Annotated in this window: 11 protein-coding genes; 5 read left to right on the forward strand and 6 right to left on the reverse strand. The window is 69.7% G+C overall.

Annotated elements, in window-relative coordinates:
- Positions 1-687: 687 nt before the first annotated feature.
- Complete coding sequence (locus tag ACTOQ2_RS09690) at positions 688-2,064, reverse strand: ricin-type beta-trefoil lectin domain protein (RefSeq protein WP_440099308.1); 1,377 nt, start codon at positions 2,062-2,064, stop codon at positions 688-690.
- A 722-nt stretch (positions 2,065-2,786) separates the two neighbouring features.
- The gene (locus tag ACTOQ2_RS09695) at positions 2,787-2,951 is read right to left on the reverse strand and encodes a hypothetical protein (protein ID WP_440099309.1); all 165 of its coding nucleotides are present in this window, start codon (positions 2,949-2,951) and stop codon (positions 2,787-2,789) included.
- Positions 2,952-3,060: 109 nt separating this feature from the next.
- Between ACTOQ2_RS09695 and ACTOQ2_RS09700 the strand changes: the two genes are divergently transcribed.
- Both ACTOQ2_RS09700 and ACTOQ2_RS09705 read left to right on the forward strand, forming a co-directional pair.
- Positions 3,061-3,603 carry a hypothetical protein gene (locus tag ACTOQ2_RS09700; RefSeq protein ID WP_440099310.1) on the forward strand — a complete coding sequence of 181 codons (543 nt, stop codon included), beginning with the start codon at positions 3,061-3,063 and terminating at the stop codon, positions 3,601-3,603.
- Between the two features lie 7 nt (positions 3,604-3,610).
- A complete protein-coding gene (locus tag ACTOQ2_RS09705; protein ID WP_440099311.1) occupies positions 3,611-4,204 on the forward strand; it encodes a TetR/AcrR family transcriptional regulator in 594 nt (197 codons plus the stop codon).
- A 184-nt stretch (positions 4,205-4,388) separates the two neighbouring features.
- Here the strand turns inward: ACTOQ2_RS09705 and ACTOQ2_RS09710 are convergent, their stop codons facing one another.
- Positions 4,389-5,396 carry a TetR/AcrR family transcriptional regulator gene (locus ACTOQ2_RS09710; RefSeq protein WP_440099312.1) on the reverse strand — a complete coding sequence of 336 codons (1,008 nt, stop codon included), beginning with the start codon at positions 5,394-5,396 and terminating at the stop codon, positions 4,389-4,391.
- Between the two features lie 82 nt (positions 5,397-5,478).
- Here ACTOQ2_RS09710 and ACTOQ2_RS09715 point away from each other — a divergent pair, with 82 nt between their 5' ends.
- Both ACTOQ2_RS09715 and ACTOQ2_RS09720 read left to right on the forward strand, forming a co-directional pair.
- The gene (locus ACTOQ2_RS09715) at positions 5,479-7,203 is read left to right on the forward strand and encodes a right-handed parallel beta-helix repeat-containing protein (RefSeq protein WP_440099313.1); all 1,725 of its coding nucleotides are present in this window, start codon (positions 5,479-5,481) and stop codon (positions 7,201-7,203) included.
- 458 nt (positions 7,204-7,661) lie between these two features.
- Positions 7,662-7,946 carry a DUF1540 domain-containing protein gene (locus tag ACTOQ2_RS09720; protein WP_440099314.1) on the forward strand — a complete coding sequence of 95 codons (285 nt, stop codon included), beginning with the start codon at positions 7,662-7,664 and terminating at the stop codon, positions 7,944-7,946.
- Between the two features lie 16 nt (positions 7,947-7,962).
- Here the strand turns inward: ACTOQ2_RS09720 and ACTOQ2_RS09725 are convergent, their stop codons facing one another.
- The 3 genes from ACTOQ2_RS09725 to ACTOQ2_RS09735 form a co-directional block, all read right to left on the reverse strand.
- Positions 7,963-8,325, reverse strand: coding sequence for a hypothetical protein (locus ACTOQ2_RS09725; protein ID WP_440099315.1), 363 nt, complete (start codon positions 8,323-8,325; stop codon positions 7,963-7,965).
- A 1-nt stretch (position 8,326) separates the two neighbouring features.
- Positions 8,327-10,696, reverse strand: coding sequence for an AAA family ATPase (locus tag ACTOQ2_RS09730; RefSeq protein WP_440099316.1), 2,370 nt, complete (start codon positions 10,694-10,696; stop codon positions 8,327-8,329).
- Positions 10,697-10,974: 278 nt separating this feature from the next.
- Positions 10,975-11,541, reverse strand: coding sequence for an ATP-binding protein (locus ACTOQ2_RS09735; RefSeq protein WP_440099317.1), 567 nt, complete (start codon positions 11,539-11,541; stop codon positions 10,975-10,977).
- 325 nt (positions 11,542-11,866) lie between these two features.
- On the opposite strand from ACTOQ2_RS09735, the gene ACTOQ2_RS09740 reads away from it, so the two are divergent.
- Positions 11,867-13,243: a helix-turn-helix domain-containing protein gene (locus tag ACTOQ2_RS09740; RefSeq protein ID WP_440099318.1), complete on the forward strand. Its 1,377-nt coding sequence runs from the start codon at positions 11,867-11,869 to the stop codon at positions 13,241-13,243.
- Positions 13,244-13,392 lie beyond the last annotated feature (149 nt).

A 13,392-nucleotide genomic window follows, 5' to 3' on the forward strand; every position in this document is an offset into this window, starting at 1 on the left:
ACGACCGGACGGGACCCGTTCCGCCAGTCGCCCGTTCGGGTGGGGGCGCCGTCTCAACCGGCGAAGGACAGGGCCCATTCGGCAACGCGCAACCCCCGGGTCGTCCAACTGCGCGGGGCGTAGCCGAAGTTCCCCCGTACCTCCCAGGCGAGATCGACGACCCAGGCGCCACGGCTCGCAGCCCTGCGCCCTCTGCAAGCCGCCGCACAGCATGAAGAGGCTGTAGGCCCTGTGAGACCGCGACGTGTCATCCGACTCGTGGGCGCGCAGGCGCTCGGCGAGCTCCGCTATCGAGTGTGCGGGTGCGACGCGGACGGGTTGGACCGCGACGGTGGCATTGGCGCTCCCGGCGGTCACGCCGAGAAGCGCGGCCGCTGAAACGGTCCTGACGAGTCTGCCCATGTGTCCTGACGAGTCTGCCCATGTCCGGTTCAACGGCCAAGCGCCGCCTAGGTTTCGGGACCGGCCGCTGGGAGGGGGAATGTCGGCCTTGAACTCGGGCGGGTAGTTCTTCATCACCATCAGGGACATCTCTTCCCCTGGACCTTGAGATCCAGCCTCCAAGGTGTCCACATCCAAGGGGGACGCCCGTGGCGTTCGAGTGCGCGTCCATGAGTTGGGCGACGAAGCGCGTCGGGTCCAGGCGACTCCGCCTGGACCCGACGCCTGCCATCGGCTAGCAGGCGGTCATGCCCTGGTCCATCTCTGGTTGGCCTGGCCGTTGCACGTGGCGACGGTCACGGCGGAGGTGTTGCCGGTGCCGGTGACGTTGAGGCAGAGGTTGTTGGCGCCGCTGGTCACGGTGCCGTTGGAGTTGAAGGTCCACTGCTGGTTGCTGTTGGTGTGGCAGTCCCACAGTTGCACGCGGGTGCCGGAGCCGGCGTTCGTCGGGGAGTCCAGGCACTTGCCGAGGGTCTGGAGCCTGCCGGAGCCGTAGCTGAAGAGCTGGTTGGCGCCCGTGTGGCAGTCGTAGATCTGCAACAGGGTGCCGTTGGCGCTGGCGCTGTTGGGGGAGTCGACACAACGCCCGGCGCCCTCGCTGCGCAGGCGGAAGCTGGTCGTCGGGGTCGGGGTGACCGTCGGGGTCGGGGTGACGGTCGGGGTGACGGTCGGGGTGGGCGTCGGGTCGGGCGTGGAGGTGCTCTGGAACTGGGAGATGAACTTCCACACCTCTCCCTTGGTCCAGGTCTGGGCGCCGTTCTCGGTGTAGGTCCCGTCCACCGGGGCGGGCGTGTGACCGTTGTCGTACGCGGCCCAGACGACCGGGTACCCGGCGCGGCACCCCGAGTAGGCGGTGACGATGTGGCCCCGGCTGCCCTGGCCGGGCTCGGGCGGGTTCTGCGCGGTGCAGCCGTTGTTGCGGACGAACCTGTCCCGCAGCGTCCGTCCCTGCGAGATGTTGAGGACGCTGTCGGTGATGCCGTGCAGTCCCATGTAGGCGATGGGCTCGTTGCCGCCGCTGCATCCGCTGAGCTGCGCGCCGGCGAACACCGCGACCGCGCGGAAGACCGTCGCGCGGCTGCACGCGAGGGAGAAGCTCATGCCGCCGCCGTAGCTGAACCCCATGGCGAAACGCAGCGAGGGGTCGACGCAGAGATCCGCCTCCACCCGCCGCATGATGTCGTCGAAGAGGGTGACGTCCTCGCCGTTGGAGTTGGCCCAGCCGTTGTTGAGGCCCTGCGGCGAGATGAAGATCGCGGTGTTGTTCGACAGCTGCCGCTGTCCGTAGTAGGACCAGGAGGCCCCGCTGCTTCCACCGGAGTCGACGTCGTTCATGGTGCCGTTCAGCCAGTGGATGCCGAAGATCAGGCGATAGGGGTTGTTGTTGTTGTAGTTCGCGGGAATTCGCAGGATGAAGCTGCGATTCTTTCCGCTGGACTGGATGGTGTGTGTTCCGCTGCTCAGTGTCGGGTTCTTTCCACATCCTGCGGTTCCCGCGAGCGCGGCGGCGGTGGACGCCGAGGCTCCTGTGCTGCTGCCGCTGCTCATCGCCGCGTGCCCCGTCACCAGGACGACGGCCGCCGCGAGCGCCACGGCCCCGAGGATGGACCTATACTTCAACATTTGCGATTCCCTCTGGCTGTAGGGACCGGGCCGACGATAAAGACATGTCCTGCGTTCCTCTCCATCAGCGGCATCGAATGCCCGGAGCTGCGAAACCAGAATCGAGGTGTGAGCGCTTACGTTCATCGGTATGCCGCTTGCACGCTGCATGGGGGTGTAATGCAAGGGAGCAAATACGACATGATTGCGGATGTCAAGTAACTTGATTCGCAGCCCCGGACGCCGGGCCCGCGGGGCGTGCCCCTGCGCCTGCTGGCCAGGGAAGGTTCGTGCCCGCTCCCGGCGCGCGGGATGAAACTTTCGTAGCGAACGGGTCGATCGCGCGCCGGACGGAGGGCGATGACCCCCAACTATGATCATGGAATGCCGCTGTCACGTGCATTACGCATCGCCCAGAAGTTTCGGTAGAATTCCGATAGTTTCGGCCGGAATCAGCCAATCTCGGGTCGCGTGGGTCGGGGGCCGCCGGGCTTACAGCGTGTTTTACATGGTGGGTGAGTCGTTGAATGGTGCTCGCCCTCCAATTGAGACACGATTGGCCTGGCGGCGGGCGCATTCGCGGTTGAGCAACTTGTCGCGTGCGGAGCGGTTCCTTTTCGGATTGTTTCGACATCGGGTCACCGCAAGGTAAGCCGTTCCGATTTACTCATCCAGCGCGTTCAGGGATTTGGATACATGCATCGAAATCCTCCATTGCGTGGCCGGCGCGGCTCACCTGCGGCTCAGCCCGAACGAAAATCCCCGCGAGGGGCCACGAACGCCTCGACCGTCTGGGCGGGCACGCCCGTCACGCGTTCGACGTCGTCGGACGCGCCGTCGTAGCGGTTCCCCTGGTGCGGTCGGATCAATCCACCGGCGGCGACGGCGACAAGGTTGCCGGTGGCCATCGGTCGCTCTCCTTGTGATGATTCACCTCTTTTCCTGGGCGTCCTGCTTCCTCCCCGGACTCCAGGTCAGACGTGAACCACCGGTGTGTACTAGCGGTACACTTCAGGCATGCGAGTCGCCGTCAAGACCGTGGGCACCGCCCTCACCGCTATCCTCCTCGGCTACCCGCTCTGGGCGCCGGAGTGGGGGCCGGGGATCCTGGGCGAGATCGGGGCGCTGGGAATGCCCGGCGGGCTGATCGCCCTGGCCGTCTTCCTCGGCCTCGTCGCGCTGTACTGCCGCGCCCTCCAGCGGACGATGGCGCTCGTACGGCCCGAGGCCAGGACCGCCTCTCCCGCGTCGGTCTGGTGGATGTTCGCGATTCCCTACAACTTCACCGAGGACTTCTTCATCGTGCGGGCCGTCTCCGCCTCGGTGGCCGCCTCGATGACCGATGATGCGCGCGTGCCGGGCGGATTCATCCGGTGGTGGACGGCGCTCGGATACGGCTGGTGCACTTTCCAAATCCTGTCGCTCTTCCCCGGAACGGCCGGGTACGCCGGCGGAGCGATCGCCCTCCCGCTGTGGGCCGCACACTGGATCATGACGGGCCGGGTCAATCGCAGGCTTGCCACCCGGCAGCCGGCCGCCCCGCTGACGGAAAGCCTTTAGGGAACCCATGCCGCTTCCACGCTTCGACCGGCTGCCGGCTGACGCGCGAGCCTCCATTCTCGCCGTCGCCCGCGCCCACTTCGCGCGCGACGGCAAGGACGCCGCGTCCTTCAACCAGATCATCGCCGAGGCCGGCATCTCCAAGACCTCCGCCTATCACTACTTCGACGGCAAGGACGACCTCTTCGGCGCCGTGGTCGCCGACGCCGGCACCCGGACGCTCGCCGCCCTCGGCCCCTGGGTCGACGTGGCGGCAGGGGACGAGCTGTGGGAGCAGGTGGCGGCGGGTACGGAACGGCTGGTGGCACACCTGCGTGAGCACCCGGACGACCGGGCAGTACTCGCCCGGCAGCCCCACCTCGCCCGCGACGGCCGTTCCTGGATCCACAGGCTCGTCGCGAACGGCCTGCGCATCGGCTTGATCGATCCGTTCCCGAGCGTCGAACTGATCACCGTGGCGACGCTCGGCGTCTTCGACGCGCTGGACGCATGGGCGCTCGACCACCCGGATGAGCCCGGCGACTCCGTCGCGGGCACGCTCACCCTGTTCCTCGCCCGGCTCTGGAACGCCGCCCCCGAAGGCGAGGACGCCGGGGCGTAGACCGCGCCGGGCATACGCCGATCGTGAACCGCGCCGGGCATATGCCGATCGTGAACCGCGCCGGGCATATGCCGATCGTGAACCGCGCCGGGATCGCCGGAGGCCGGTGACCTGCGCGGATCGGCTCACTTCCGGGCCGGGGGCACGTTCGGGAGAAGGCCGCCCGGTCCGGGGGGCCACCCGGTCACGGTGCGGGCCGATGGCGCCTGCGGTAGGCGCGTTGCCGGCAGGCCCGCGAGCAGTAGGCGCGGGGGCGGCCCGCTTCCGCCCGGTCCATGCTCGTTCCGCACATCGCACATGAGGCGCTTTCGTCACGCCTTTCGTCACGATCCGCGTCACGGTTCGCATCACGCTCGCGGACCAGCGCCTCGACGCCGTCCAGTACGCGCCGCAGACCGAACTCGAAGGAGTCCTCCGGCTCGTCGTAGCCGCCCGCCTCCCAGACGCGGGTCAGCGTGGGGTAGAGGTGGAGCTTCTCGTACAGGGAGTCCCTGGCGCCCCACCACTCCTCCTCGGAGACCCCGGTGTGCCGTTCGACCTTGTCGATCTCCGCGGCCCTGGCCGCCTCACTGTCCACGAACCGGCCGACGAGGCCCACCACGGCGACCATCTCGGCGGGTTTGAGGCCGATCCCGGCCACGGTGCTGAGCGCGTACTCGAAGTGGGCGACGGAGTTCGGGCCGGGAACGTGCCGGGTGCCGCGCACCCCGGCCAGCCAGGGATGGCGGCGGCACAGGGCCCAGCCGCGACGCGCCCACCCCTCGAGCGCCTCGCGCCACCCGCGCGGCGTGCCCCCCGAGGTCCCCGCCGCCCCGCCGCCGGCCTCGCTTCTCGCCGCGTCCGTCACCACATCGTCCGCCACGGTGCCCGTCGCTGTGTCCGTCGCTGTGCATGTCGGGGTGCCCGCCACGGTGCTCGTCGCGGTTTCTGCCGTGACGTCGCCCGTCACGGCGTCGCACATCAGGTCGACGAGCTGTGCCTTGCCCGGTACGTGCCGGTACAGCGACATGCTGGTGAAGCCGAGCCGTTCGCCGACCCGGCGCATGGACAGCCCCTCGATCCCGTCGGCGTCGGCGATCTCGACGGCGGCGCGCACGATCGCGTCGACGCTCAGCCCCTGTCTCGGTGCGGCGTCCCGCGGCTCCCGCCACAGCAGCTCGACCGTCCGGTCCGGATCCTCCTCGTCGGTCACCCGTCCTCCTTCGGCTTGACGCTCGACCTCAATATCTGTTTATGTTGTATATCACTGTTTACACAATAAACGAGGAGCGCTCTTGAACGAGCTCTACGTCTCCCCCTCCGGTGACGATGCCTGGCCCGGCACCAGGGAACGCCCCGTCGCCACCCTCGCCCACGCCCGTGACCTGGCCCGCGGCGCGGGCACCGTGGGCGCCGTGGTCAACCTGCTGGCGGGTACCCACTGGCTCGCCGAAACCCTCCGGCTCACCGAGGCCGACTCCGGCGTGACCTACCGGGCCGTGGGCGAGGCCGTCGTCAGCGGCGGCCGGAGGATCACCGGCTGGCGGGAGCGGGACGGCGTCTGGCTGGCCGAGGTCGGCGACCTCGACACCCGCCGGCTCCACGTCGACGGCCGCAGGGCCGAGCGGGCCTCGATCGACACCGTTCCCGGGAACGCCACCAGAACCGACACGGGTTACGTCACGGACAGCGTCGCCCCGCAGAGCTGGGGCAACCCCGGCGACGTCGAGTTCGTCCTGCGCGGCGTCTACCCGTGGACGGAGGCCCGCCTCGGCGTCGCCGCCGTCGAGGGTGACGGGCACTCGAGCACCATCACCATGGCCCAGCCCGCCTTCGGCTGGGCGATCGAGCTCTACAACTCGGTGGTGCCCTGGGAGGGCGGAGGCGAGTCCTACGGTCCCGGTCTGCCGACCCGGGTGGAGAACGGCGCGGGCTTCCTGACCGAGCCGGGCACCTTCGTCCTCGACAGGTCCCGCCCCGGCCGTCACGTCCTGCGCTACCGGCCGCGCCCCGGCGAGGATCCCGGGCGGACGGAGGTCGTCGCGCCCGTGCTGGAGGAACTGGTCACGGTCACCGGCGCCCGCGACCTCGCCTTCCTGGGCATCACCTTCGCCGACGCCACCTGGACGCGGCCGAGCCGCCCCGAGGGCTTCCTGCACTACCACGGCACCGGTTACTACGACGGCGGCCCCATCGAGAAGGTGTCGTTCGCCGAGGGGGCGTGGGTGACGGTGCCCGGGGAGTCGCTGACGATCCCCGCGAACGTCGTGTTCGAGGGCGCCGAGCGTGTCGCGATCGAGGGCTGCCGCTTCACCCGGCTGGGCGCCACGGCCCTGCGGCTCTCCGGCGGCAGCGCCGAGGTCCTGGTGCGGGGCAACGTGTTCGAGGACGTCTGCGGCGGCGGGATCTCGATCGACGGGAGCCGTGGCGTCACGGTCGAGAACAACTGGATCCACGACATCGGCCTGGAGTACTCCGGCTCGCCCGGCATCGCGGTGACCGCGAGCGAGGGCTCCACGGTCGCGCACAACCAGGTGAACGACGTCCCGCACTGCGGCATCGTGCTCGGTCCCGGCAAGGGCACCCGGGTCCTGCGCAACCTCACCTTCAACACCCTCAAGGTGCTCGCCGACGGCGGCGGCATCTACCTGTCGGGCCCGCAGGGCGACTCCCACGACAACGGCGCGACGATCCTCGGCAACGTCGTGCGCGACACGCTCACGCCGTACAACTTCGGCCTCTACACCGACTACGGCGCCGCCTGGGTCACCGTCGAGGGCAACGCCGTCCAGCGCGCCGACAACACGGCCGTCCTGCGGGTCTGGCCGCCGCTGGAGAACGTCGTCCTCCGCGGCAACCTCTGGGACGCCGACCCGGTGGGCTGGGACGACCCGCCGGAGGGGGTCACCCTGGAGGACAACGCGACGGTGGCCGACGAGGAGGACTTCGCGGCCCGTACGGCGGGCATCGCCGCGCGGGCGGGCCTGGAGCCCGGCTACGCCCACCTGCTCGGCCGGTGACCGCCGGGCCCTCCGCCACCGGGGTGTGCCCGCGACCGGGGTCTCCCCGATCACGGTGTCGGCACACGGCTTCCTGATCATGGCCACCTACGTCGCGGCCCAGTACATGCCGGCCTCGGGCATCGTCGGCCGTCTCCGTCCCCTTCCCCGAAACCCATCGCCGCGCGACCAACGCCCCGGTTCTCTTGGAGAAGCCTTGGGACCCGTATGAGCGTGAAGGCGACCGGCGCGCGGTAGGAGACGGGGTAGTCCCGGAGCCCGTACGCGGGCACGGGCCGCGTCACGTCCGGCCGCGAGCATCGGCGGCCGTGACATGGCGCGGCGCGAGGCGGGCCGACGTTCCGGACGCCAGCCGGGACGCGCCGCCACGGGCTAGACCGACGACAGACCAATGGGCGACAGGCCCCGGCGAGGCTCGTGGAGCCCGGGACCGGCCCGAGCCCTAGGAGAGTTCAGCCATGCAAATGCCCGCGGTCAACGAGTGCCAGGTCGAGGCGTGCGCCTACAACACGGCGCACACCTGCCACGCCCTGGCCATCACGGTCGGCAACAGCAGCCACGCGGAGTGCGAGACCTTCTTCAAGGTCGACGCGAAGGGCGGTGACCCGTCCGCCACCGGGCACGTCGGCGCCTGCAAGATGGCCAAGTGCCAGCACAACGTCCAGTACGAGTGCCAGGCCTCCGGCATCGTCGTCGGCTACGCGCAGAACGACATCGACTGCCTCACGTACGCACCCGCCTGACGCCGGGCGGCCCGGTTCAGAGCGACGGCGGGACCGGGCCGAGACGCTCGGTGAGGACGCGCACCTCGTCGTGGAGGGCGCGCAGTTCACCGGCCGTCGGATTGAGCTCGTAGCCGTGATAGTGGCAGGCGGCGCTGAGCGCGGCCCACGCTCCGGAGACACGCCGGGCGGTGCTCTCGTCGGCGTACCGCGCCAGGCAGAGCATCTGGGTCCGCATGCGACACCGCTCCACGCCCAGCTGGGCACGGTGCCAGAAGTCGCACATGCACGACTCCAGCGCCTTCCGGAGCAGGAAGGCGGTCGTCCGGGGCCACGGTCCGCGCCCACCGGAGCGCAGGACCGTATCGGCGGCGTCGAGCAGGCGCGTGTGGGTCGTCACGTCAGTTCGCCTCTCGCAGACGCCTGGCCAGCTTGGTCACGTACTCGATGGGGTCCTTGCCGGTGCCGCGGAAGGCGGCCTCGAAGCCTTCCTGGTCATGCGCGCCCCTGTTGCAGGCGCGGAACACCTCTCCCGCCCACGCGCCGATGGTGCGGTTGAGCCGACCGACCACCTCGCCGGGCTCGACGCCGAGGGCGAGGGCGGCGATGTCCGAGGACCTGCGTGCCTCGGCGATCCGCCGTTCGACCACGTCGTGCTCGGTGTCGGCGGTCAGCAGCCGTCGCCGTGCGACCTCGACGAAGGCGCTTTCCAGGGCCACCCGGCAGAGACCGGGCAGGACGGCGGCGGCCACCCCGTCGGGGAGCCGAGGGTCACCGACGACGGACCGGGCGTCCTTGAGCGCGCGCTCGACCGGGTCGTCGGAGACCTCGATCTCCACCTCGGAACGCTCCTTGCGCGTCACCTCCAGGATCGTCGCCCGGATGCGCAGGCGGCGGATCGCCTCGGTCAGGCGGGTGTCGTGGGTGAACACCACCACCTGCCGGAACTCCGCCACCGTCTCCAGGACCTGGGCCAGACCGTCGACCTTGGCGGGGTCCATCGACTGCACCGGGTCGTCGATGACCAGGAACCGGAAGGGGCTCTCGTCGGCGAGGGCCCTGGGCAGGAACAGCGAGAGCGCCAGCGCGTGCAACTCACCCTGGCTCATCACGCCGAGGGCCGCGCCCGGCACCTCGTCCACCGTCACGTCGAGTTCGACCTTGCGCTGGGTACGGTTGCCCGCCAGCCGGATCTCACCCAGGCTCACATTGCTCTGCTGGCGCATGATCGCCCAGTACATCCGGGCGTCCTGCCCCTGCGCGGACATGCGGGCCGCCCGAAGGTCATCGTGAACCTCGTGCAGCCACTCGTCGGCGAGCTTGACCAGCGGAAGCCGGATCCTGATCTCAGTAACCTCGCGCGCCTCCCGGCACCACGCCGCCACGGCTCCGACCAGGTCGTTCCACCGGTTGTCCTGATCGGCGAGGCGCTTGGCGGCCTCCTCCCTGACCAGCCGGCACTCCTCGGCCAGCCGCGTGCCGACCTCGGCGAACCGCCCGATGTCCTCCCCCTCCCGGCAGGCCTGCCACTCCCGCCACGACACCGTAAGGGATTCCGGCATTCCTGCGGGCGGGTCACCGATGAGTCGCCGCGCCGCGGCCCAGGCGGACCGGGACTCGGCCCGGACGGCCTCTGCGGAGGCGGCCTCCTCGCGCAACCGCGTTACCTCGGCCCGTGCGCGTACGGCCCAGGCCTCGTCGAGACGGTCCGGGGCCTCGCAGACCGGGCAGGCGCCGTCACCCTGATGTCCCCGGTGGTACGCGAGTGCCCGGTCGAGCAGTTCGGCGCGCTCGCGGGCGTCCTCCGCCGCACCGTGCCGGATCGTCTCCAGGGCGCGTGAGGCGGTACGCACCCGTTCGGCGGCTTCCCGTACGGCCTGCGCGTCGGGGCCGACAAGCTCAGCCATCCGGCGGAGCGCCCGCAGCTCGGCCTGCGCTCCGTCGCCGACGGCGAGCGCCTCGACCGCCGAGAGGTCGGGCCGGTTCCCGCTCAGCTCGGCGTAGGCGGCACGTGCCCTGGGATCGTCGACAGGGGACAGCGCGCTGAGCAACGGGAGGAGAGCCTGGCGGGAGGCCGCCACCTTCTTACCCAGGGCGTTCTTCTGGTCGCGGAGCACCTTGCACGCCTCGGTGAGGGGGCCGAGCCCGAGGATTCCAGAGACCTTGTCGTACAGGTCGGACGGCTTGTCCAGAGCGCCGCCCAGCTCCGCGTACGGCAGGAAGGGACGGTGGGCCGTCAGCGCGTGAGCCAGGTTCAGCGCGCTCAACGGCTGCTCGGAGCCCTGCCCGGGACGCCGCACCGCGGCCGACGAATCCTCGACCCTGGCGCCGGTCCACTCCCTGCGGACCACGGTGGGCCGGGACTCACCCGACACCAGCAGCTCCACCTCGATCTCCGGGTTCGTCTGGCTGTGCAGGTTCTTGAAGCTGCTCGTCCACACCTGCGACCTGGCGTTCCAGCGTGAGTTCTGCCCGGTCAGGGCCATCTCGACGGCCTCGGCGAAGCTGGACTTGCCCGAGCCGTTGCGCCCGGTGACGACGACGAGCCCATTGCCCTGGGGAAGCTGGAGCCGGGCGGGCCGTCCGATGCCCCGGAAACCCGCGACGGTGATCGCCCGCAGGTAGACCCCGGTGGGGGACCCGGAGGGCGCCGGTGGCGGCTCGCCGAGGGCTGAGAGCACCAGACCTCTGGCCTCGGCCGGGAGACCGGAGGCGGCCAGCCGAGTCTGGACGATGTCATGGAGCGTTGCGTGTGCCGGGGAAGAGGACACAGTGATCTCCTACTGAAACCGAGGGGGCGATCGAGTCGCCGTCCGATGGGATCAGTGAAGCATGTGTGACTCATGTTCACAACCGAATTTCTCGTTCCTGTCGTTCGTGGCTGGTGGCGGCGCTGCGCATGGTCGGCAGGCTGTGAGAGCCGACATCGTCCGGACGGCATCTCGATTGATGCCTTGCCCCTTGATCGCGAGGTCCTGATGGAGTCGTCACCTGCCAAAACAGGGGAGCCGCCATGGTGATCGTCGTCGTGACGGATTGTAAGGCGACGTCAACGGTGGGTGGGCAGGGCGAAGGTGACGGCTTTGCCGGGGGTACCGGTGGTGTGGGCCGTGGCGGGGTGGACGTGGCACCGCCCTTGGGAGAGCCGGTGGACCAGGAGCAGGCCGCGGCCGTTCTCGGCGAGCAGGGGCAGGCCGATCTCCTCCACCGAGTGGAGAAGGTCGAGAATGATGCGGACTTCGTGGAGGTCGGGATCACCGTCGACGACCTCGCACCAGGCGGGAGCGCCGTCCAGGCCGAGGACGCGCAGCTCGTACGGGGGACAGGCGTGCCTCTCGGCGTTGGCGGCCAGCTCCGCCACGATGGTCTCCGCGTCGGAGACGGCGTCGTCGTCCAGACCGGCTTCCCGGAGCACCTCCCGGACCACGGCGCGGGCGCGGCGCGAGGCCGAGCCAGGCTGAAGGACCTCGACCAGCGCGCGAACGTCGTCACCTCCCGCCACGCCGGCGTTCTGCCCCGTCAGGCCGGTGCCTCTTCGGTCGTGATCCGGGGGGAAGGTCAGATTCTCGCTGGGGTGATCGTGAGCACCGTGGGGGATGCCGCCGGATGGCCGCATGAGCACGCTCCGTTCGCTGTCGGTGACCGTGGACAGCAGGAAACGCGATGGGCGGAGTGAGGTGAACGTCGAGCCCCGCTCGTTTACCGAGGTTCCGGGAACAGCGTGTCCGGCGCGGCCGATCTCTGGTCGTTTCCCCAGGCCAAGCGGTTAAAGGAGGCGATTCGCGACCTGCTGGCGCTCCACTTCGACGCAGAGGTGGAATGCCGGCTCGCGTCTGCTCGCGTGGGGTGGTCGGTTTCTGGTCGTTCTTCTCGGCGGGGTGGTGTGCGGCGATTCTCCTTCATCACAATAGGTAGTCGTTCGTATACCGGAGGAGGGTGGCATGGGTGAGTCACGGAGTCGTAAGGCTCGTCCCGAGCTGGTGAGGGCGCGGCTGCAGCGGGGGATGAGCCAGGAGGCGGCGGCGGAGGCGCTCGGGGTGACCCCGACGACCTGGGCACGGTGGGAACGCGGCGAGCAGGGGGTACGTGCCTGCTACCGGCCGCAGATCGCCACCGTGTTCGGGGTGGAGGCCGTCGAGGTCGAGCGGTGGATAGACGGCTGGTCCTACGGGGAGACATCATCGTGGCCGATCGCGGGCTGTGGCGACGGCTCACCGGCGGCTACCGTGAGGTCGGCCGCGCTTCTGTGGAGGTTGGAGATGGATCCGTCCCGGCGTCACCTGCTGGCCTCGCTGCCGTTCGTGCCCGGAGCCCTGGGGGAATGGCTGGTCTCCTGGAACTACGGCACCCCCATCGCATCGGCCGCCCGGCAGGGTGCGGGGCGCGTGGTGGGTCTCGCCGACGTGGCGCGGATCGTCGAGGCGCAGAAGGCGTTCGGCCAGATAGACCAGCGGTTCGGGGCCGGACTGGTGCGCCCGGTGGTGGTCAAATACCTGAACGAGAGCGTGACGCCACTGCTGCGCGACCGCTACGACGACCGGGTGGGCTCGGCGCTGATGACGGCAGCGGCCGGGATGACCTGGCTGGCGGGCTGGACGGCCTTCGACCTCAACCGGCACGGGCAAGCACAGCAGCACTTCGGCCAGGCGCTGCGACTGGCCAAGAGTGGCGACGACCCGCTGACCGGCGCCTGGGTGCTGGCGACGCTGACCTTGCAGGCCATCCATCTGGAAGAGGGCACCTGGGCGGTGTGGCTGGCCAGAGCCGCTGTCGACACCGCCCGTCGGGCGCAGGCACCCCCTCGCGTCATGGCCTTGATGCTGGCCAGGGAGGCCAGAGCGACGGCCTTGCAGACCAAACCGGCTGAGACCCACGATCGGCACAGCGCCAAGCAGGTCGAACAATTGCTCGTCGAAGTCGAGCGCGCCTACGCCCAAGGAACTACTGACCGCGATCCGGAGTGGGCGGACAAGTACGACGAGGTGGAGCTGAACGGGCAGGCGGGCGGGTGCTGGCGGCTGCTGGGTGACTACGCGCGGGCGGCGGCTTGCGCAGAGGCGGCGGTGACCGAATTCAGTGAGCGTCTTCCTCGGTCCGCCCAGATCAACCGGCTGAGTGCCGCTGGGGCGTATCTGGGAATGGGCGAGCTGGATCAAGCCCTCGCCTGCGCGAGGGCCGCCATCCCGGCGACCAAGGCGCTGACCTCCGCCCGCACAGTTGAACGTCTTCGGAGATTCGCCGGACAACTTGAGCCGTACGAGGACAGCGTGATGGTTCGAGAGTTCCGCGATCACTTGAACAGTGAGCTGGCCGCCTGACCGGGTGTGATCTTGAGGTTGTCGTTCATGGGGCGAACCGTTCGGGAGGCGCGACGCCGGTGAGCCTGGACAGAGAGGAGCGAGGCCTGCGAGGGTGATTTTGATGTGACTGAAGTTCACACACGAATTGATGTAGTCAACTGGTGCTG

It is taken from the genome of Streptosporangium sp. H16 (genome assembly GCF_051918855.1).
Classification (GTDB): domain Bacteria; phylum Actinomycetota; class Actinomycetes; order Streptosporangiales; family Streptosporangiaceae; genus Streptosporangium.